Annotated in this window: 11 protein-coding genes; 2 read left to right on the top strand and 9 right to left on the bottom strand. The window is 46.3% G+C overall.

Going from position 1 to position 22829, the window contains the following annotated elements:
- Positions 1-341 precede the first annotated feature (341 nt).
- Entirely contained in the window at positions 342-788 is a 447-nt protein-coding gene (locus tag DC345_RS05810) for a hypothetical protein (protein ID WP_113052300.1), read from the top strand.
- A 105-nt stretch (positions 789-893) separates the two neighbouring features.
- Here the strand turns inward: DC345_RS05810 and DC345_RS05815 are convergent, their stop codons facing one another.
- From DC345_RS05815 to DC345_RS05825, 3 genes are all read right to left on the bottom strand, one after another.
- Positions 894-2861 carry a sucrose-specific PTS transporter subunit IIBC gene (locus tag DC345_RS05815; RefSeq protein ID WP_113052301.1) on the bottom strand — a complete coding sequence of 656 codons (1968 nt, stop codon included), beginning with the start codon at positions 2859-2861 and terminating at the stop codon, positions 894-896.
- Positions 2862-2887: 26 nt separating this feature from the next.
- Entirely contained in the window at positions 2888-4363 is a 1476-nt protein-coding gene (locus DC345_RS05820) for a glycoside hydrolase family 32 protein (protein WP_113052302.1), read from the bottom strand.
- Positions 4364-4758: 395 nt separating this feature from the next.
- Positions 4759-5742, bottom strand: coding sequence for a LacI family DNA-binding transcriptional regulator (locus DC345_RS05825; RefSeq protein WP_113052303.1), 984 nt, complete (start codon positions 5740-5742; stop codon positions 4759-4761).
- Between the two features lie 574 nt (positions 5743-6316).
- Here DC345_RS05825 and DC345_RS05830 point away from each other — a divergent pair.
- Complete coding sequence (locus DC345_RS05830) at positions 6317-7399, top strand: bifunctional 3-deoxy-7-phosphoheptulonate synthase/chorismate mutase (protein WP_113052304.1); 1083 nt, start codon at positions 6317-6319, stop codon at positions 7397-7399.
- A 137-nt stretch (positions 7400-7536) separates the two neighbouring features.
- On the opposite strand, the gene DC345_RS05835 is transcribed toward DC345_RS05830, so the two are convergent.
- The 6 genes from DC345_RS05835 to DC345_RS05860 all read right to left on the bottom strand — a co-directional run bounded on the left by DC345_RS05835 (position 7537) and on the right by DC345_RS05860 (position 22718).
- Complete coding sequence (locus tag DC345_RS05835; protein WP_113052305.1) at positions 7537-9210, bottom strand: ribonuclease J; 1674 nt, start codon at positions 9208-9210, stop codon at positions 7537-7539.
- 160 nt (positions 9211-9370) lie between these two features.
- The gene (gene rhaA, locus DC345_RS05840; RefSeq protein ID WP_064638766.1) at positions 9371-10642 is read right to left on the bottom strand and encodes an L-rhamnose isomerase; all 1272 of its coding nucleotides are present in this window, start codon (positions 10640-10642) and stop codon (positions 9371-9373) included.
- Positions 10643-10660: 18 nt separating this feature from the next.
- Positions 10661-12730 (bottom strand): bifunctional aldolase/short-chain dehydrogenase, encoded by a 2070-nt coding sequence (locus DC345_RS05845; RefSeq protein WP_113052306.1) that lies wholly within the window; start codon positions 12728-12730, stop codon positions 10661-10663.
- Between the two features lie 249 nt (positions 12731-12979).
- The gene (locus DC345_RS05850) at positions 12980-13912 is read right to left on the bottom strand and encodes a glycoside hydrolase family 5 protein (RefSeq protein WP_397333650.1); all 933 of its coding nucleotides are present in this window, start codon (positions 13910-13912) and stop codon (positions 12980-12982) included.
- Positions 13913-14331: 419 nt separating this feature from the next.
- A complete protein-coding gene (treR, locus tag DC345_RS05855) occupies positions 14332-15042 on the bottom strand; it encodes a trehalose operon repressor (protein WP_083679056.1) in 711 nt (236 codons plus the stop codon).
- A gap of 119 nt (positions 15043-15161) precedes the next feature.
- Complete coding sequence (locus DC345_RS05860) at positions 15162-22718, bottom strand: fibronectin type III domain-containing protein (protein WP_181586499.1); 7557 nt, start codon at positions 22716-22718, stop codon at positions 15162-15164.
- Between the last annotated feature and the right edge of the window lie 111 nt (positions 22719-22829).

The raw sequence follows: 22829 nt of genomic DNA on the forward strand, positions 1-22829 counted from the left end.
CCTCTGTCTGCATCTCTGCAATGGAACTGCATTCGATTTCTGCACCGTTCTGATCGATTCCAGACAATTCGGGTGAGCATTTCTCGCTTAATCTCCTCTTTTCGCTATCATGCGGCATGTTACTCGATCTGTCATGAGCGGAAGAAAAAATCGGGTTAATCTAGTCCAAAATGAAGATATATCTCTTGTTAATCGCTTACATGTATGAATACCAAACCAAAAATCCGAAAATCAGGGGTATTTCCATCCCGTTTGATTTTACTTGAGCTGTGTTCAGTCGTAACATAATCCGCAGGATAACGAAAACAATAAGGTGATTTTGCCTATGGAGGTTGGAGCGTGTGATTGCAGATTGTGATGTGGAAATTCGAACGGAGATTGGTGTTGATACGCGGATTAGTTCCATCGAGATTATTCGGTACGATATGCAGAAATTACCCTTCATAGCGCAGGGACATGCAGCCTGCTACTGCGGATTGTTCAAAATCTCATGCGGGAATGTTCATGGTTTTGCCGAATTTGAATTGCCTGTAGGTTCCCATCCCTCTGATTTGGTAAAATGGGCTTCAGTATTCAGAGCTTTAAAAGGTATCGAGCTGTCGCAAGTCATGCAATTTATCCAGCAGCATCAAGAACTATGGGGAAATGAACGCATGCTGTTCCTGCAAGAAGCCGTCAGCGATTTGCTTAGCAATATCGAGAAAGCCAGCCCATTGGATGTGATGTTAAACCGGGAAGAAATTCGTTCCTTTCTGATGCAATACGCACTGACGTATTATTCTTTTTAACACCTTCCGTTAAGTAGAAAAGATACATAAAAGTGCAAAGAAACCCTGGTGATAAACAACGGGTCCCTTTGCATTTTTCGATCTGTCTTTTTCAAAACTTTACGCTTATTGCGGTTCAGTAAATTTCACCACAATTAGTGCTTCCCCATTGGCCTGAACAGGGCCTGTCATCGTTGTCATCACCTGTTCAATGCTGTCGTTCCCATTCGGAATGAGCACAGGTGTAATCAATGGCAGCCCGGCAGCCTGGATCGCTTTCATGTCAAATTCAATCAACAATTGTCCTGCGGTTACGGTATCTCCGCTATTCACATGTGCGATAAAACCTTCCCCCCTCAATCCAACGGTATTAATTCCAATATGCACAAGCATCTGAACACCTGTTTCATGTTCAAGGATTACCGCATGTTTGCTCTTATTCATCACATGAGCAATGACGCCGTCAAAAGGTGCAAACACTTTGCCCTCAGAAGGCTCGATAGCAATCCCTTCTCCCATATGCTTTTCCGAGAATGCAGGGTCAGGAACCTGCTCCAAAGCAACCGCTGTGCCTGTGATCGGTGATGCAATCTCCAGCATATCTACCTTGGTCCGATGGTTAACGGCCTGGCTGGCAGATGAGTTTGACTTTGGCGATAGAACTTCCGGCTTGCTCTCTTCTCCTGCATTGCTCGGAATTTCCTCAGCAATCGGCTGATCCTTATATCCGAAGAACCAGGTAAGTGCAAATGCAATTCCCATGGCCACCACGTTGGACAAAATGTACAAAGGCAATTGGCTGTTCAAATACAGCAACGTGCCTGGAATAACCGTCACCGCCATACCTGTACCTTGCAAATGGAACAAGGATGCGATGAATCCACCCACAGCGCCTCCGACAAGACCCATGATGAACGGTTTCATGTAACGCAAGTTAACCCCGAAGATTGCAGGTTCGGTGATCCCCAGAAATGCAGAGAATGACGAAGGCAGTGCGAGTGCTTTCAGCTTTGTATTTTTGGTCTTCAACCCCACTGCCAGACAAGCCGCTCCTTGTGCAGCCATAGCACAGGTAATAATCGCGTTAAACGGATTAAAGCCCGTTTTTTCCAGCAATTGAATCTCCAGAAAGTTAAAGATGTGATGTACACCGGTAACAACAATAATTTGATGGAAGAAACCAATAATAATACCCGCAATACCAAATGGCAATCCCAATACGGCTGTCGTTCCATGCAGCACCCACTCCTCCAGAGAATGGAATACCGGACCAATTGCGAAGAGTCCCAATGTAATCATGACCGTCAGCGTAATAAAAGGGGTAAGAATTAAATCAAGCGCCTCTGGTACGCGTCTTCTCAGAACCTTCTCAAACTTCGCTCCGATCAATCCGACGAAGAACGCAGGCAGCACGGAACCCTGATACCCGACCACCGGTATGAATCCGAACATATGTAGCGGTTGTGCTGATCCATCGGCAACAGCGTATGCATTCGGCAGCGCCGGATTCACAAGCATCAGACCCAAAACGATGCCGAGAACCGGACTTCCGCCAAACACACGGAATGCAGACCAAGCTACGAGTGCAGGCAGAAATGCAAATGCCGTATCCGTCAGAATCTGAGTAAATAAGAGGAAATTGGGCGAAATGTCCTCCGGTGTTGCACCAACTAACGATAAAATTTCGTTTTGAGTGAGCAGCCCTCGCAGACCCATGAATAGTCCCGTTGCTACCAGCACAGGAATAATCGGTACAAATACGTCACCGAACGTACGTATGGCCCGTTGAAAAGCATTGCCTTCCTTTTTGCCCTGACTCTTCACGTCTTCCTTGGAAGACCCTTCGATGCCCAGCTTCTCGACCTCTTCAAATATCCGATTCACTGTTCCGGTTCCAAAAATGATCTGATACTGGCCCGAGTTGAAAAAAGCCCCTTTCACTTTGTCGATGTTCTCGACCTGCTTCTGATCGATCTTGTCTTTATCATTCACCATGATCCGAAGACGTGTTGCACAGTGTGCAAATGATGCGATATTTTCTTTGCCCCCGATGGCACGAATAACGTCCTGGGCAATCTGCTGATTATCCGACATGGTTCTTCATTCCTCTCACGTTATATCTAATAATCCCATTTTGATGCCTGAAATCCTGCCTTACCTCCACGAGCAAAGAAGCGAATCTCCACACTTTCCTTGCTTGGGAAGATACGGCTTGTGAATACCTCTTCTCCATCATTGACAAAGATCTCAACAGAAGAAGAATCCACAAAGATATGAAACTTAAGGACGTCAGCATTCAATGCGCAGCGCCGCATATTCCCGTTCTGATCCGCGAGCGTGGCACCTGACTGCGAGCGATCCAGGGTTACTTTTTGTGCCAACCGATCATACTGCAACACGGTCTTCTCTTCTGCACTCGCCCGCAATTCAATGCCTACGACCTCTGCGTCAAAATCACGGATTTCACATTCCAGTTCATAAGCCATTCCAGTAAAATCTGTGAAAGATCGAGTCTCATGATCCAGTGTGAATTTCCTATGAGTCCCTTCAGAATCCCTGCGCTGCTTCACCATTTCAGAAACTGGCTGTTGAATTAACTTCCCCTCCCGGAGTGACAACTGCCGCGGAATCGTCAGGCAATGTGCCCATCCATTCTTATCTGTCGGATACTCCAAATCGGGAAGTCCCATCCAGCCCACCAAAATTCGTCTTCCATCCGGCGCCTGCATCGTCTGTGGGGCATAAAAGTCAAAGCCACGATCCAGCTCCTGAAATGGACCATGTTCGAAGTGCCTTGTCTGAAGATCCAGTGGTTCGCCAATCAGATAGCCCGACTGAAAAATATTCTGATACTCATCTTCCTGACTCTCTATTCCTTGTGGCGAAAAGATCAGCACACCTTGACCCTGCATCTCCATATAATCGGGGCACTCCCACATGTAGCCAAACTTAGGTAGCCCAGTATGAATCTCTCCAAGAAATGTCCAGTTTCTGAGATCTGACGAACGATATAATACCGTGCATCCTGTTTCATCTACACGCTGGGCTCCAATCACACAATAATACGTGTCACCCTGCTGCCAAACCTTGGGGTCTCTGAAATGCTCCGTGTAGCCAGAAGGCACTTCTGAAATCACAGGTTGATGCACTTTGGTTATTGAACCGCTTTCATCCATAATCGCCAGACACTGATACGGATGCCTGATCCAGTCTTCATCTCTTGTATTGCCTGTGTATAGCAGGTTGAGTTGGCCATCTTTTTCAATAGCACTGCCCGAATATGCCCCGTGTGAGTCATATGTGTCGCCCGGCCTTATTCCAATTCCGACTTCTTCCCACTGCACCAGATCCGTTGAACGGGTATGGTACCAATACTTCATTCCATGCTCGGTCCCGAGTGGGAACCACTGATAGAACAAATGATAATATCCCTGGTAATAGGAGAATCCGTTAGGATCATTAAGCAGTCCGGTTATCGGCTGGATATGGTAATGCTGTCTCCACGGACAAGCAGAGATCAAAGCTTCCAGTTTGCCTATTTCTCCAGGCTCTGCCTGCTCGATTCGTCTGTAGCGTTGCTCTCTAGTCATTTTCATAAAAAGTGTTCTCCATCCTAGCTAATATAAATTAGACCAAGAAATGTTACACTTGGCCACTTCGATGGCAGAACAATCCTCCGATCGCTGTTATCTCCAGATTTCTTTTATCCCTTTTCTAAAGGGTGAAATCCGCTGAAGCTTATGCTTCCGTAGCAGCTTTCTTACAGAAAGCTTTTAGGCGCACACTACGTTTCTACAGATTTTTTCTGCCCTCTCCGTGATCGTGTAACTCTTAATTTAATTTATTTTATAATCCAAAAATTAGAGGAACCGGTTCCAATTAGATCAAAAAAATAATTCCATACGGCTTTTTCGCCTGCCACCGTGTTCCCATAATCGTGTTGGATATCCAATGTGGAACCGGTTCGATGGAATTATCATAAAGGATTCATTTATATCTTGTCAACGCTTTCTCGTGGAATAATCTCCACATCCAGGATCGTGCACTGTTCCACTGGCTCGCCTTTTACCAAGCGAATTATGTGCTGGGCCGCTACTTGACCTGCCTCAAAATAATGATATTTTACTGTCGTTAGCGTAGGATGAATCATCTCGGTAATTTCATAACCGCCAAATCCGGTAACCGATAAATCCTGAGGGATTTGTATCTTATTGGAGAAAGCAATCTTCATCACACCCAGTGCGATGTTATCTGTTGCGCCCACAATAATTGTCGGTTTACTTTCTTTCAAAATCGCTTCTGCGGTAATGATAGCCTCGGACATTTTGAAACTTGTCTCATAATACGTCACATCACATCCGCCACATTCGTCGATCGCACGCTTGAACCCCTGTTTGCGATGGATTCCAACTGCTTGGTCTCTCTCGGTAACCCCAATATAGACGATCTTCCGATGGCCCTTTTCCACAACATGCTTCCCCATCTCATAGCCCGCTTGATCATCATTATGAACTAGACTGTGCAGCTGTTCATGCTGCTGCCCCACCAATAGGACCGGAATTCCGATGTCTTCAACGGCTTTGAGATGTGCTTCGGTCACTTCTGCGGCAAGCAAAATAATGCCGGATACCTTCTGTCTGGCAAAGTCATATATGGCGTCGATCTCGCGCTGCATATCCTGACTCGTATTTGCGATCAGCATCTGATACTGATTATTTCTTAATTCTTCATCGATGCCGATCAATGTCTGAGAGGTTGCAAAGGAATCCAGACGAGGAACAACCGTTCCAATAATACTGGTTTTTTTGGCTTTGAGACTCTGTGCAAACGTATTGGGTACGTAATTGTGTTGTTTAATAATACGTTCGATTTTCTCCCGTGTATCCTCACTAACAGAACCACCATTCAGGAAACGAGAGACGGTGCTCTTCGCCACGCCTGCCAATTGGGCGATATCCGAAATCGTTTTATTCATAACTTCTCCTCTTATTCTCATTCGCTTGAATTCACTTATATTACCTTATATTATACTTCGAAAGGCAAACCCTTGCGAATACTATTCCCATTGAGATATTAGTAAATCTCACAGAACACTGGAAGTGGTTGCATAATGCGCCACGGTAAAGCGTTATTGATGCATGGCATTAATTCAGCTTCTTGCAGACAAGGAACATGAGATGCTAGTATAACCTCAATTCATAACGTGCATCATGAAATACAGAACATCATTAATCATACAGGCTATGACGGAAAGAGTACGCGGAGTTATCGTTCATTACAGGGATGCGGTGCCGAAGACTGAGAGCACCCGAAAAGAACATGCCGCCGAAGTTCACTCCCGAGCCGATTGCTGAAGAGCTATTCCTCATGGATATAGCTTCTAGGACAATCCGTTCCTTGCGTTAAAAGGTCAAAGTGAGAAACAGATCGGCTGTATTCAATCAGCAGGACCGTTTCTAATTAGGGTGGTACCACGGCTTCTTCGTCCCTTACGGATGAAGGGCCTTTTTGTGTTTTTTTATAAATCTAAATTGAAGGAGTGGATCAGCATGGATCAAAGCATGAACTTGGAACAATTAAGAGGCCGATTGAGTGAGATTAATCATAACCTCCTGCACTTGTTGTCAGAACGGGCCCAAATTACACAGGAAATTGGTCAAATCAAGGAAAAACAGGGTGTTCCCAAGTTTGATCCGGTTCGCGAAAAAGAAATGCTGGAGGAACTGACTGCCGCCAATCCGGGGCCTTTCCAAGACGATGCCATCAAACTTTTGTTCAAACAGATTTTCCAGGCTTCCTTGAACCTCCAGGTCGACGAACACAAGAAACAACTGCTCGTTAGCCGCAAAAATCAGCAGGAAGATACTGTCGTGTCCATCGGAAACGTCAAGGTTGGAGCAGGCAAACCAATTATGATCGCCGGACCGTGCTCGGTTGAAAGTTATGAGCAGGTACGCGAGGTCGCAGCAGCGCTGAAAGAAGCTGGCATTACCGTGATGCGCGGAGGTGCATTTAAACCTCGTACTTCTCCATATGATTTCCAGGGACTTGGAATCGAAGGATTGAAAATACTGAAGGAAGTTGCCGACGAGTTCGGACTGAAGACAATTAGTGAGATCGTGCATCCAAGTCATATTGAACTGGCCGGCCAGTATATTGATGTCATCCAGATCGGTGCCCGTAACATGCAAAACTTTGAACTGCTCAAGGCTGCCGGGGATGTTCAGATTCCTATCCTGCTGAAACGTGGTTTGGCGGCAACCATTGATGAATTCGTTCATGCTGCGGAGTACGTTGTCTCCCGGGGGAACAAACAGGTTATGCTGATTGAACGCGGTATTCGCACCTATGAAAAAGCAACACGCAATACACTTGATATCTCTGCTGTGCCGATTCTGAAACAGGAAACCCATCTGCCTGTACTTGTGGACGTCACCCACTCTACCGGGCGTAAAGATATCCTTGCGCCATGTGCCAAGGCAGCTCTTGCTGCGGGTGCAGATGGTGTTATGGTTGAGGTTCATCCGAATCCGGCGGTAGCCCTCTCGGATAGCGCACAGCAATTAAACATTGAGCAGTTCCACCAGTTCCTCTCCTCTGTGAGACAATCTGGATTGCTGAAGGATCAATAGGTTATTAACAATAAAAGCCTGACTAAAATGTGTGGTTCATACGAAAAACGGTATGATCCTACATTTCTCAGGCTTTTGACCATTTTAATCTTTTAATTCTCATCTTAATCTCTATACATCGGCTCCGCTCCAGTTTCTCAAACCTCAATAATAATGGGCAGGATCATCGGTCTTCGCTTCGTCTGGGCGTAGATGTAATGACCGATCTCATCTTTCAGCTTTCTTTTGATCACATTCCACTGATTCGCTCCGCTTCCGGTTAACTCATCCATCTTGTTCTGAACCAGCTCATGAATCTCTTTCATGAATTCTTCGGAATCTTTCACAAATACAAAACCTCTGGAAATAATCTCAGGTGCTGTTACCATATGTTTCTCCGTTTTGCTCAACGTAGTCACAATCACCAGCATTCCATCGGATGACAGCTGCCGTCGGTCACGCAGCACGATATTCCCGACATCGCCCATGATCAGACCGTCGACCAGACTGTTGCCAGAAGCAATTTTGGGACCAGGAGAAGCCACGCCGTCTTTGTACTGAATCATATCCCCATTGTTCACGATGAATACATGATCCCGTTCAATCCCCACGGACTCCGCCAATTGTCTATGCTGATACAGCATTCGGAACTCACCGTGAACTGGAATTAGATAATCAGGCTTCATCAGGGTCAGCATCAATTTGAGTTCTTCCTGGCTGCCGTGTCCTGATACATGCATGCCTGCTGCACCGCTTGAACCGTAAATGACGCGAGCTCCGAGCACATACAGATTATCAATGACATGCGCAAGATTGCGTTCGTTCCCCGGGATCGCGCCAGCTGCAATAATAACGGTATCTCCAGGTGCGATCTTCACATGAGGATGTTTGGAGGCGGCCAAACGGGATAAAGCAGCCATCGTTTCCCCCTGACTTCCCGTACAGAGTACAACGACCTCATCAGGTGGAAACTGGTCCGAATCAATAGCCTCAATGATCAGCCCCTCAGGTACATCCAGGTATCCCAATTCACTGGCTACCGACACTACATTAATCATGCTTCTGCCCAGCAGTGCCAGCTTGCGTCCCGTCTCGAATGCTGCATTTACAATCTGTTGCACCCTGCTTACGTTGGATGCAAAGGTTGAAATAAACACTTTTTGTTTGGCACGAATAAACGCGTCCAATATGTGGTCACCTACGACACGCTCGGAAGGGGTGAACCCGGGTCTCTCTGCATTGGTGCTCTCGGACAACAGCACATGCACACCTTGTTTGCCAATCTCGGCCATACGGTGCAGATCGGGATACGGCCCATTTACAGGTGACATATCAAACTTGAAATCCCCGGTATGGACGACATTTCCCCCAGGTGTCTGAAAGAAAATACCAAGGCAATCCGGTATGCTGTGACTAGTTGCAAAAAAAGAAACCTGAACTCCACCCAGCGTTATGCTGGATTTGGAATCAACCGTATGCAAGTCTGCTTTGCGCAGCAGACCATGCTCTTTCAGTTTCAGTTCAATCAATCCTCGTGTCAGTCTGGATGCATATACCGGAATATTGATTTGTTTTAACAGATAAGGAATGCCGCCAATGTGGTCTTCATGTCCATGAGTAACCACAAGCGCCCTCACCTTGTCCTGATTTTCCAGCAGATACGTCACATCCGGAATGATGAGGTCAATGCCCGGCAGAGTTTCATCCGGGAATTTGGAGCCACAGTCGATGACAATGATGTCCTGATTATATTGGATAAGATACATGTTCTTGCCTATTTCATTCAAGCCGCCAAGTGCCGCGATATACAATTTGTTGTGGGCGAGATTCAAATCGGATGCATCCTCCTCTTCGTTACAGTAATAGCATTGATGCTTTGCATTTTTCTATGTATTTTTAGTATGGAAATTCTGACCGTAGTTATGCATTTCGCAGCTGTTTCCATACAAAAAAGCCACAGCGGAGAGCTTCTCCACCGTGGCCTTCATCATCCTATACGAAAGATTTATCTCGTTGAAGCAAAACTTCCTGCTCATAAGTTTTGATCTCAGCAATCCACTGTTCGCGTACAGGTACTTGCTGTTGTGCACAATAATAATCCCAGATCGCGCCGAATGGATAGGACTTGAATTCTTCCGTCAAAGCAAGGCGGAGGGTGTAATCCCCTTCCAGTTCCGCTGATTTCAGAGCATCCACAGGTTCCAGCATCGCACGCAGTAAAGCTTTAATCGTGTTGCGTGTGCCAACTACCCACGCAGCAACCCGATTGATGCTTCCATCAAAGAAATCAAGTCCGATATGTGTCGTTGGTAGCAGATCATGACGTACCAATTCGCGGGCAATTTCCAGCAGCTCATCATCCATAATAACAACATGGTCACTGTCCCAACGCATTGGACGGCTGACATGCAGCAGAATGCCGTTAGTAAACAGGGCAAGTGAAGACAGTTTGTTGGAGATGACTTCTGTTGGGTGAAAATGTCCGGCATCGAGACAGATTAACGTATCATTTTGAAGTCCATAGCCCATATAGAATTCATGAGAACCAACGACATACGCTTCGGAACCGAGGCCAAACAGTTTACTCTCGACCGCATCCAGATGATACTTCGGATCAAGCTTCTCGGCAAATACCTCATCCAGTGAATCTTTCAGCCGCTTCCGCGGTGTCATCCGATCGACCGGATTATCTTTGAACCCGTCCGGTACCCACACATTGGTTACACAGGTCTGACCCAATTGCTCACCAAAGTATGCGCCAATGCGGCGGGATGCTTTGCAGTGATCTATCCAGAACTTGCGAATCGCCGGATCGGAATGACTTAGCGTGAAGCCGTCACTTGATTTTTCATGCGAAAAGCAGGTTGGATTGAAATCCAGACCAAGCCCTTGTTCTTTGGCCCATTTCACCCAGTTCTCATAATGCTTCGGCTCAATCCGGTCCAGCTCCACTTGTTCGTCCGTATCCGCATAGATTGCATGCAAATTGACCTTATGTTTGCCAGGAATCATAGAGAAGGCTTGCTCCAGATCTGCCCGAAGCTCTGCTGGTGTCGTTGCAGCCCCTGGATATTGACCTGTAACGGATATTCCGCCCGTAAGTTCCCCGTCTTTATTCAGAAAACCTTTCACATCGTCCCCTTGCCAACAGTGAACAGACACTTTGATCTCTGCGAGCTTCTTCAGCACTTCATCCGTATCAATTCCATGCTGGGCATATAATGATTTGGCTGCTTCATATGCTTGCTTGACCTGATTTTCCATGTGCGAGAACCCTCCTTATTATCGTGTAAATGCTGCTGGCACACCGCCGTCAATCGTCATCATGCAACCGGTTGTTTTTTCCGATTTGGATGAGGCAAAAAAGGCGATGCCTTCCGCAATATCTCTAGGATAAATATTGACGAGCAAAGTTGTACGTTTACGATAGTACTCTTCCAATTGATCCGGTTCGATACCATAGGCTGCTGCACGTTCATTTCTCCATGAACCGTTCCAGATTGCTGAACCTTGCAGGATGGCATCCGGGAGAATTGTATTTACACGAATGCCGTATTCCCCACCTTCAGCTGCGATGCAGCGGGCCAAATGAGCCTCAAGTGCTTTGGCTGAGCTGTAAGCTGAGGCGCTTTTGCCTGCATAGACTGAGTTTTTGGACCCAATAAATACCATACTGCCGCCAATCCCCTGCTGCTTCATTAACTTGAACGCTTCGCGTGCTACGAGGAAATACCCCGTACCCAGCACACTCATGTTCAAGTTCCACTCCTTCAACGATGTTTCGTCGAATGGACTGGAGGTGGCCAAACCCGCATTGTTCACGATAATATCCACGCCGCCATATTGTATGGCAACTTCGGCATATGCAGATTGCACGGCTTCCTCATCGGTCACATCCATCTTCAATGCATATGCGCGATTAGCACCATATTGATCGTTAATTTCCTGAGCTACCTTCTGCGCCCCTTCAAGGTTAAGGTCCGCAAGAACGACATGCGCCCCTTCGGATACCAATCTGCGTGCGGTTTCACTTCCAATTCCGCCGGCACCCCCGGTAATAAACGCCACTTTGCGGGAAAACTCAGTCTCCGCCGGAGCCAGCGATAATTTGTAAAGCTCAAGCGGCCAGTACTCTACATTGTAGGATTCATTGGCGCTGAGGGATACGAATTGGCCCAGACTTGTCGCACCGCGCATAACCGCAATGGCTCTATGATACAATGCCCCGCTTACCTGGGACAGGGCCCAGCTCTTGCCTGTGTTGATCATGCCCACACCTGGGATGAGAATGACACGAGGTGCAGCTTCGAACATCACGTCACCATCATTTTTGTTGCTCTCAAAATATTGTTGATATTGCTCTTTGTAGGCAGCCACGCCTTCCACCAGCTTGGATTTCAGCCCTTCAATATCCTCCGCGTCCGGTGTCCAATTGATGAATAGAGGTACCACTTTGGTATGCACCAAATGATCCGGGCACGCCGCGCCTACCTGTGACAGCTTCGGCGAATCCACTCCACCAACAAAGGCAAGCACATCCTCCTGATCGTCAAAGGACAAAATCATTTTTTTGCTGTCGGATACCGCTCCCCGAATGGTTGGCATTACTTTGGATACGATCTGGCGACGAACTTCTGCCTCAAGCGCAGGATGCTTCTCTCCACCGAACAGGCTTCCTTCGTTGACACGTGCTTCAATGAAGGCTTCCGCTTCATTAATAATTTTGATCGTCTGCGCGTAACACTCTTCCGATGTTTCTCCCCAAGTCACAAGTCCGTGCTTCTCCATCAGAACCAGTTCGGCATTCGGATTTGAGAATACGCTTTCAGCAATCATCTTGGACAGTGTGAATCCGGGACGCACATAAGGAACCCATACAAAGCGATCCCCGTAAATCTCTTTTGCCAGTTCTTTTCCGTTATCTGCACAACACAGACTAATAATTGCATCCGGATGGGTATGGTCCACATGTTTATATGGAAGGAACGCATGCAACAACGTCTCAATGGATGCACGCGGGTGTTTGGAATCGATCATGCAGTGCCCCAGATATTCGACCATTTCTTCATCCGACATGGATTCACGTTCGATTAATGGACGAATGTCTTCAAGTCCAAGTCCTGTAAAATGCTTCGCCTGCATGGAAGCCAGGTCCGATCCACTACCTTTTACATACATCACTTCTATATCACGGCCGCGAAAATCTTTCACCGTCGTTTTGGTAGACGTGTTGCCTCCGAAAATGTTACATACACGACGATCTGCCCCAATCAGATTGGATCGGTAGACCAGTTGCTCCAGTCCGGTTGTTTTCTCCGAAGCCTGTGATGAATTCCATAAACTCTGTACCATTTGTTCCCCTCCGATAATGTTTGTTTTATTCCTAATCAGAGTTTATCATCTTTGTTTTGTTTTGAAAACAAAAGATTTTAAATATAAACGGAAGAATTCAAAAGATTTCTGTTTTGGTGATTTTTCTTTCTATAAAAAAACACCCTGACGTGTTGGTCAGAGTGCTTGAAGAGATTTTTGGGTCACAACAAGCTTAATGTCACTCGTTGATTGAATGAATCTTTTTCGAAAAGCTAGGCCCCATAGACTCTAGTAGATCCCTGCTTTTTTTGAAGTGTTTTTAATTCCATACGTGTCGTTGACGACTGTGTTTCCAAAGGATGTCAAACTTCCGTTAGGACCCGTAGCCAAGTCCAAATAGTTCAAATCAGAGCTGTTGCCATACCAGGACCACGCGAGCCAGCCTACCCCTTTTTCCTGACCATATTTCATGATCGCATATTCATCGACGTCCCCATTCGTGTGGTATCCACCGAACTCACCGATGATCAGGGCCAGACCTTTGTTCAATACGCTCTCCATGTTGGATTTAACGGTTGCCGCATCTTTACCGGCATATTCATACATGTGAATCGAGAATACAGTATTTTTCTGCGAATCCGCTGCAAATACACTTTGTCCATAATCCACGATGGATTGCGGGTACTGCCCCCAGCCTGCTGCATCCACGATCAATGTATTGTTAATACCGGCATTTCTCAGCTTCGGAATCGCTTTTTTGTATCCGTCAGCCCAGGCACTGCCGTTCCATGTTCCATACCATTCGTTCGCAATATTTACGATAACCCTGTCTTCTTTGCCTATGAGTGCTTCCTTGATGCTAATCCAGTAGTTCACTGCTGCATCCAACGAATTATAGTCATCCTTCCCTGTTGCATCATGTACTTCTAGCACCGCAATCATTTTGTTTGCGCTTACAACATTAATGATGTTTTTAACAGAGTTCAGATCGTCTTTGGTGTACTGCACACCATTGGAGAGCACAATCCGTACGGTGTTGGCACCTGTTTTGGCAATCGCAGGAATAGCTGTGTTCAGGTCGTTCTTAAACCATGAATGTCCATGATTGACACCTCTCATAACAAATGCCTTGCCAGTGGAATCGTACAATTTGCCTCCACTTACATAAAATCCTGAAGCAGCAGACACTTTGGGTGCAGCACTCCCCAGAATCACCAACATAAGTGCAGCAATTACGGTAAAGACTGTACATTTTTGCAACTTGACCATTCGTTAGAACCTCCTACATTTTTTTGTTTATTTCAATTAACCCTGCTCAAGGCAATAAGTTAACTAAAATCAAAAGCAACTCATAATTCCATAAAGTTATTATTATAAGTATATAACTTTATTTAAGATACATATTTTAAATTAATTTACCTTATCGTTAAGGTTATGGACATATAATAAAATGAAAACGCTTACCGGTCAAGTTATTTTTACCATGATAAGGAATTTATTTTGTACTCACAACCTCCCCCATCAACATTTGGCAATCCCCCTAAACACTGCAAATCGTTTTCGAAATAAAGAGAGCACCTCGTTCACCCCTAAAAGAAGTGAATAGGTACTCTCTGTTTCTTAATCATGGTCAATGGATATCATCTACGCCGAGCAAAGTCCACAAATCTGAACTTGTCCGGGCGGTGCCTTGCCTCTGTGAATTGGAATTGACTGGCATCCTCCAGGTAAACCTGGCTCCTAACCACAACTACATTGTGGAACCCTTCAAGATCAAGCAATTCCCTATCCTCAGCGGTAGGTTCCTCCACCAAAATTTCCTTTTTGGCAAAAGAGATGGTCAGCCCGAGCTCTTCCTCAATGTACTCGAAGATGGAGTCATTACATATTTCCTTGCTCAAACCAGGGATAAGCTTCTGACTTATATGGTCCTTATCGAGAATGACATGTTCGCCATCCACTTTCCGTACACGTCTGATCTCCCAGACCTTTTCATTCAGACCAAAATTGATTTTCTTGAACAAGGCTTGATCAACCTTTTTTTCTTCAAAAACCTTAACGTACGTTTTGGCCCGATGTCCCATTTTTTTAGCCAGTTCCTTGAAGCTAACAAGGCCCGAAATAGGAAAATCAATTTTACGTATATCCAATACAATGGAGCCCTTACCTTGAATTTTCTGGATATAACCTTCTTCAGACAGCATTTTCAGCGCTTTGCGAATCGTCTCTCTTGAAGTTTGATAACTTTCCGATAAATCCAGTTCCGAGGGAAGCAGCGTGCCTGCTTCAATTTCTCCAGTCCGAATACGAGCTGCAATATCTTCATAGATTCGGATAAATTTATTATTCATCATTCATCACCACTGTCCATTACCCTTTTTTATCATATTGGCAACCTATTATAACATTAAAAGTCGAATAACGGATAATGTGGCTGCTGAGGAGGATGAAATGATAATTTCCATGTGATTTAATCCAGGTCGTTCATATCCGTTTTTGACGTGTTAACCTTACCGTCTATGTCAATAATCGTTCCTTTATCATCCATAGTTCGGTTCTCTTCTTCCATAGTTTGGTTCTCATCAATAATACGAATCAGTTTGTTCAGTCGGAAGATCAGGGCTGCCGCCTCGGATCTGCTTAGGTGCTGCATGGGTCGGAAACTTCCGTCTTCGTACCCGGTAAGCATGTACATTCCAGCAAGCTCTTCAACCTCTTCTTTGGCCCAATCGGACACATCCATCTGATCCGTAAAGGCACGACGTGAAGTTGTGGGTTCTGGCTTGATTTTGCGAATAACATTCGCAATGATCTTCGATGCCTGTTCCCGTGTTACCAGCGCATATGGAGCAAACTTACCATTCCCCATGCCATGTACCATACCACGACTTACGGCTGCTTCGATCTCTGGAGCAAACCAATCCTGATCGTTCACATCCCGAAAAGCATGCTGATATTCAGCAGACGTGTCCACCCCCATTAATCGCACAATAAGTGCTGTGAACTCAGCTCTTGTAATGGGGCGACGGGGTTCGAAGCGGGTTTCACTTACACCTTGAATGATACTTTGCTCTGCCAGCCATATAATCTGATCTTTATTGAATGTTTGACCAATATCAATGAACTTGACCTCTTTCTTGGCTGCTGTTTCCGCTTTGTCATTTTGCACAGGTTGAGTTGCTCCGGACTGGGCATTCTCCGGTTTGGAGGAAGTTACAGGTAAACCGGCTCCACTTCCGCTTGATGGTGGATACGGCATAGTTACAGCCGTGGCCTGCTGGCTTTCACTTTTTTCCCCAGCTGAATTTTCAGTCCACAATATGACATCATAGCGCTGCCCACCCGTTAATCCTGTCCAGATGAAGCTTCGATCCTTTCCGCGATAAATCTCCCGCCCACTACTGGAAAGCACGATCGTTTCATTCAAGGATTCCAGCTTCCAACTCAACGCAATGCTGCTTGTGCTATGGGTGATCGCTGAAACAGTGAATTTTTCTGATGGCAATGTCTCGAACTCAGGTACATTGACTGTCTCTCCGTCTCCCGCCTCATTAAAAGGCACAATAGAAAAGTCGGAATAGCGCTGGGCACTTTTCAATTCAGTTACATGTATCGATGTTTCCATTGTTGTCTCAATCAATTCTTCTTCCTGATAGATGCGATAGCCTGCTGCACCAGGAATCATATCCCATACAATATCTGCGCCATACTGAGTACGTTCTTCCACTTGAGGTGGAGAAGGAATTTTTCCAGGCAGTGTTACTGCTGTTAGATTGAAACCGACCTCACTCTTACCGGAAGCATTAACGGTTTTAATGGTATACACATAATTCACACCTGGCTCAAGCCCCCGGTCCTCGTAATAAGGCTCGTCAATAGACACTCGGCCGACCTCCGCACCGTCACGTTCAATGATGAATTGCTCGGCCCCCTTGACACGGCTCTTTTCGAACTGAAGTTGTATGCTATCCTGTGTCGAACGATATTCCACTTTCTTAGGAGCTTCCGGTTTGGTCAACAGCGTATACTCAAGCTTATGTGATGTATCCCCCTGGTCGTTCTCGGTATACAGTTCGATGGAGTAGTTCGTTCCACCCTGCAGTTCATTTACGATATATTCTTTTTGTTTACCTCTATACAGCTCGATACCATCCATTAGAATCACAAACGTTTCGTTGGAATAAGGAAAATCCCACTCCAGTCTGGCATGATCCGTCTCCGGATATAGATTCATCTCAACAGAATCGACATGAGGCAGCGTGAAAAATGGAGCAACGATCATCGGACTTCCATTCCCCGCCGTATTAAAAGGAACGATCTGTACTTGATCATATTGAGCTGCGCTGGTAAGTCCATTAAGAGTAACCTCAGTCAAATCACTCTCTGTAATGGTTATGAATTCATCATCGGCTATCATTACAATGTACCCCTCTGCCCCTTTAACCTTTTTCCATTTAATCACTGCCTCCGTTTCTTCAATCACATCTGGATGCAGTGTTTCCGTAATTGTTGCAGGAAGTGTACGCAATTGAACATCAAATCCCGTATCGCTATCGCCGGAAGCATTCGAAGTCTTAACCGTATAGGTGTATCTCTCCCCCGGCGTCAGGTCATTGTCGACATAAGAAATACTGTCAGCCGGAATGCGGTCAATTTCAAGATCATCTCGCAAAATGATCAACTGTTCCGCGCCTCGTGTGGCGCTGCCACTCAGATCCAGCGTTGCCGATTGATCGGTTACCGCAGCAATACTTGCTGTTTGTGGGGATATGGGCTTGGTCAACAAAAGAACCTGAACAGGAGAAGAACGGTGACCATCCTCATTCATAACAGTAAGTTCAAACGTATACGTTGTGCCATCCATTAAACTGGCGAGATGAGCCGATGGTTCGGACACAGTCTGTACTTCCCCCGTTGTCTGATTGCGTATTTCATATGCGGCGGCTCCCTTTACTGCTTCCCACGCCAGATCAAAATAGTGAGTTCCTTTGTTCACTGTAATCCCATCTGAGGATAGTGGCAGCGTTTGAGTTGTTATTCCATAGGTAAGGGAAGCACCTGTACCACTTGCATTAACCGCCCGGATCTTGTATGTATATTTCGTGCCTGGCGACAAATTCTCATCTACGAATCGGGCTTCACTCGCATCCATGCGAGCAATTTCTCCTCCATTGCGTTCAATGATGTATTCGTCTGCACCTTTCACCCCTGTTTTGGTAAAATCCAGACTAAGACTGCTTTCCGACACTTCCGATGCCTTAATCTCAACTGGTTTCTCTGGCAATGTCAGTATGGATATACCTGTCGCTTCGGATGGGGTCCCTTGTCTGTTCACTGCAACAAGTGTGTAATGATGGATCGTTCCATCCTCAAGTCCTGAAATAAGGGTCATCAGCTCTGTTCCACGGTAAATCTCTTTGTTCCCCTGTTGAATTACATACTCCGAGGCACCTGCTACCGCGGCCCATGACAAGTTGGCTTTATGAACCCCAGGTTCAACTACGATCTCTGAAGGCGATGCTGGTTTGGATAATCGAATCAAGCTGGCGGACTGACCGACTCCAGACATGTTCACGGCCTGTACTTCCACTAAATACTCCATGCCTGGCAACAATTCTTCAGCCGTATAGGCAAGTCCAGAAGTTCGACCTACTTCGGTCCCATTGATATTCACAATATAGGATTCAGCTGTATTTACAGATTCCCATTCTACTCCAATACTTGTTTCATCTGTACGTGTCACTTTGAGTCCTTCAGGTCTGGTTGGCAAAGTAAGCAGCTCACCGCTTGTGGGTGCACCATAACCAGCGGCATTTCCGGCCTCCACTTGATACGTGTAGTGGCGACTGGCTGATAACTGATGGACTTCAAGCTGGGTATCTGATATCTCATAACTCTGACCCTCAACAACGACCCGGTACTTCGTAGCTCCGGGTACTGCATCCCATCTGAGTGTTGCTCCTGCTTCAGTCGGCTGTACAAAGTGAAGACCTGAAGGACTCTCGGGAAGCGTCGTTCCAGATACTCGATTGGATTGACCTTGTCCACTTCCATTGCCAGCCTGAACATCCACCTGAACCAACGTTCCCGCGGTCAATCCAGTTAGCAGATATTCATGGGTTCCAGCAAGCAGCGTCTCACGCTTTTCCCCATTCACAAAGACTTCGTATCGCTCCGCGCCTCTTACAGGATCCCAACTGAGACGCATGCTCGTTGTTGTCGCATTATCTATACTCAGGCTTTCAATGGCCCCCGGCAATGTCATCAGCTTCTGCAAGCTTGTTACCGGGCCTTCTCCTGTCTCGTTTGTGGCCAGCAATTCATAGCTATACTCTGTTCCACTATCCAGACCTGCGTCCACATACTGCGTTTCCAATCCTTCGTAGATTCCTTCCCCACTGCGTGAAAGGCTGTAATACGTAGCTGAAGTTACCGTCTGCCATCCCAGAGAGATCTCTTGCTCCCGAATCTGCACTGCTGCAAATTCACCGGGTGCTGCAGGCAATGTCAGGAATCCCGCCCTGCTGCTTTCTCCTGCACCACTCTCATTCAGAGCTGTGACCGAAATCGTATGAATGCTCCCCGGGACCAAATTGGTAATGTACGGGAGATTGGAAGAATCGGAGATCGTCTGGTCAAAAACAATTCTTCCATCCGAAGTTGCAGCTGATATACGGTACGCAGTAGCTCCTTGAACCGAATCGAAATGCACTTCTGCCAGCTCAGGCTGGAAATCAACTTTTCGAATTTGTAATGATCCCGGAGCCGCAGGAATTGTCAGTGCACGGACTGTAACTGCATCACTTATACCCGTATTGTTTCGAACTCTCACTTCATAATCATAGGCTTGCCCACCACTCAGGGAATGATCAACGAGCGTATGTTTAGGATAATCCAGCGTCCAAGACTGGCCTGTCGTATGGTTTATAATTTCATACTGATACCCGTTGGTGTACCATTCTCCGGTGGGCAAATCCCACGTAAGTTCTGCCGAAGTTTCACTGATCTGTATAACGCTCGCATTTCCCGGCTGTTGTGGCTTGCGCTGGATCTGATAAGGTGCTGATACGGTCTCATATGTATTCCCTGCCACATCCATTGTTTTGGCATGAATATACCAAATGCCTTCGGATTCAATTGAAATTACAGGCTCATTCGAGCGAGCTTCATTCCAATTGTCTGGCGATACGGTACTGTTGCTTACACTGTACAATCGTGAAATTTCATCTATACCCGAATCAGAATCTTCATATTGAATGGTAGCAGATAGATTAGTGTCACTCCAACCCTGTCCATCCGGTGTAAATGTAATCGTTGGAGCGACCTGATCGACATAAGCCGTACGACTGATCTCCTTGCTAACGTTTCCAACAGCGTCTCTCGCTCTGGCTCGAATTACGTTGGGACCGTTTGAACTCACTGTGCCGGAGTTTCCTGCAATATACGGGGCGCCATTCAAACTATATTCATACGAAATGGCATGTTCATCTACGCTGCCAGCAACCGTAAATTGTACAGCTTCCTTGCTCCAGCCGGACTGACTTAATGTAATAACCGGCTCTGTTGGAGCGGTCTTGTCCAGTCGAATTAGTGCTTTCGCTATAGTGCTTACATTTCCTACCTTATCAAGTGAGCGTGCGTATACTGTAGTTTGACCTTCTTCGGTAACCTTTACTTCTCCGGTGTAATCGATCCAGGGGCCTTGTTCGTTAAGGCGATATTGGCTTTTGGCAAGTCCACTGCCTGTATCTTCACCACTGGTTATTTCAAAGGACACATCCTGATTCGTCCATTCATCATCACTAAGTATAATCTTGGGCTCATCAGGCCCTGTCTTATCGATCCGGGCAGTGGCTGAAGTTGAAGCACTGACATTAAAGGCCCGATCCACACTTCGCGCCTGAATCTCGGTGTTTCCTTCCGTATTAATGGTGAATGGCTCTCGATAATCGACCCAAGTCCCTTCCCCTCCAAGCCTATACTGCGTAACACCCACCCCACTTGCTTCATCGGTACCTGCCGTTAACGTCACGGTTACTGCAGAGTGGGTCCATTCCGGAGGATTTAACGAGATGACGGGAGGCGTCGGAGCTGTACGGTCCACTCGCGCTGTAACAGAAGCCTCCTGTCCTGTATTGCCAAATGCATCTATACTGCGTGCAATAATGAGTGTGTTTCCTTCAGAAGCAACCGTGATGGGAGCAGTGTATTCCTTCCATTCTCCTCCAATCCCCAGCTTGTACTCAGTCTTTTGTACACCACTTAAGGCATCCGAGCCTGCTGTAATCGTAACCAGAACATCTTCCTTGGTCCAAGAAGAAGGATTTACTGCTATCGAGGGGGCAGTGGGACCGGTTGTGTCCTTTGTGATCTGACCTGCAGAGGTAAATGCAGTCTGTATGCCTTCTCCATTCAGTGCTGCTACATATACGTTATATAATCCGTCAGCAAGTCCAGTTAACGCAAGTTCAGTACGAGTTGATGAAGTTGTACCCGATGCAAGCACTTGTCCGACGGAGTTACGTATTTCCGTTCTGTAATTCGTTCCAGCAGGATTGCCATTGTTGTTCCAACTAGCCGTAACGAAGTTTCCTGATTGGCTTACAGCTGCATCGCTTGGTGCATTTGCTAGTGTAAATTTGCTAGCTGGACTTGAATATCCCGTATACGAATCGACTGTATTTTTGGCGCGCACAGCAAAAGAATATTGAGTATTCGGTGTAAGTCCGGTCACTTGCCGACTATTTGTTGTACCCGTATCGAAGCTCTGATTCGTCGTTACATTTTTCAATTCATACCTCACAGAAGCATCATTTGCCTTCTTGTCCCAGTTCACGGTCAGATTATTATTGTTAACCGATGTAAATGTCGGTGTTCCCGGAACAACGAAACTTTTCACCGTGAAATTGACCGTGCCTGCTGAGGAGACTCCGCCCTTGTCATCCATAACCCACACCTGCAACGTATGTGCGCCATCTGCGAGCGTATCCGGCAATGTGTAATTCGTATTAAATGACTGATTGGAGCCTGTAGCCGTCATCTGTGTCAGAATGTTTTCACTGCCTCCGTCGATCGACCATTTGACAGTCAGAAGATCTCCCACATCCGTATCCCGGGTTGTACCGGAAATTTGAAGCTGTTCCCCTTTGTAATAGGTTTGACCCGAAGAAGGGGCCGATAGTGCAAATGAAGGCGGTGCATTTTTGGGACCAATCCCCACAATCGTCGAAAATTTGCGTGAAGTTTGGTTCGCGGTTGCTTTGCCGTTCCACCAGAACTGCGCAGCGGTATCCGTTGCGGTAACAGTCTGCCCTGGCGTAAAAGAAGATGGAGAGGAACCACCTGTTAGCTGCGCATTGTCCGGGCTATTGTACTGTCCCATGTAAATGCGATCCGCGTCCACGACGTTATACGTGTTAGCATAAAAAGCGGTTACCTGAACACCGCCACTGTAATTGCGCCATCCGTTCTCAATCACTTCAAACGGAGAAGCATCGTTGCCATTCACCATCGTATCCCAATAGAACGTACCTCCCAGATTCAGCGTAGAGCCGCTGCGGTTAATAGCCTCCAATTCCACCTTCATATAACCGCCCTGAGATGTAGCATTAACGATAGATACACGCAAAATATACTCTACATTGTCTTTCTGCCTGGACATTTCGATTACATTGTTATTGATCCGATAATAGTTAAGGGGCAACGACTTAAAATTAATGGGTGTTCCGTTATGATCAATAATGGTGGATACATTCCCTGTATCGCCACCGTAGAATACGTTTGTATTTGGAAGCAGCACAATTCTATATTTGCCATCACTATTCATTTCCACTTTTACCTTGGAGGATTGAACAGCCTTCATGCTGGAAGTATCGGATACAATACTGATGGTTTCCACAGCTTCAGCCATAATGGCCGTTGAGCCCCATTCGACCAGCAAGGCTTGGGGTGACAGCAGGGCAAATGCCAGTACCACTTTGGTAAGCTGCTCGGCCTGTTTTTTAATACGCTTCTCAGATTTCTTCAACGTCTGCTCTCCTTTTCTACACACCAAAAAAAAGAAGCACCCCAACAAAGGAACAAAGTCCTCTGTTGGGGTGCCTCCCCTAACAAGTGTCATTTTTTCTTGATTATAACG

Source organism: Paenibacillus taichungensis (assembly GCF_003287275.1).
Lineage (GTDB): Bacteria > Bacillota > Bacilli > Paenibacillales > Paenibacillaceae > Paenibacillus > Paenibacillus taichungensis_A.

What these genes read in the sequence shown, in the direction of transcription:
- DC345_RS05815 (WP_113052301.1), bottom strand. Translation starts at nt 2,861, where the DNA reads ATGTCGGATAATCAGCAGATTGCCCAGGACGTTATTCGTGCCATCGGG.
- DC345_RS05820 (WP_113052302.1), bottom strand. Translation starts at nt 4,363, where the DNA reads ATGAAAATGACTAGAGAGCAACGCTACAGACGAATCGAGCAGGCAGAG.
- DC345_RS05825 (WP_113052303.1), bottom strand. Translation starts at nt 5,742, where the DNA reads ATGAATAAAACGATTTCGGATATCGCCCAATTGGCAGGCGTGGCGAAG.
- DC345_RS05830 (WP_113052304.1), top strand. Translation starts at nt 6,317, where the DNA reads ATGGATCAAAGCATGAACTTGGAACAATTAAGAGGCCGATTGAGTGAG.
- rhaA (WP_064638766.1), bottom strand. Translation starts at nt 10,642, where the DNA reads ATGGAAAATCAGGTCAAGCAAGCATATGAAGCAGCCAAATCATTATAT.
- DC345_RS05845 (WP_113052306.1), bottom strand. Translation starts at nt 12,730, where the DNA reads ATGGTACAGAGTTTATGGAATTCATCACAGGCTTCGGAGAAAACAACC.
- DC345_RS05850 (WP_397333650.1), bottom strand. Translation starts at nt 13,912, where the DNA reads ATGTTGGTGATTCTGGGGAGTGCTGCACCCAAAGTGTCTGCTGCTTCA.
- treR (WP_083679056.1), bottom strand. Translation starts at nt 15,042, where the DNA reads ATGAATAATAAATTTATCCGAATCTATGAAGATATTGCAGCTCGTATT.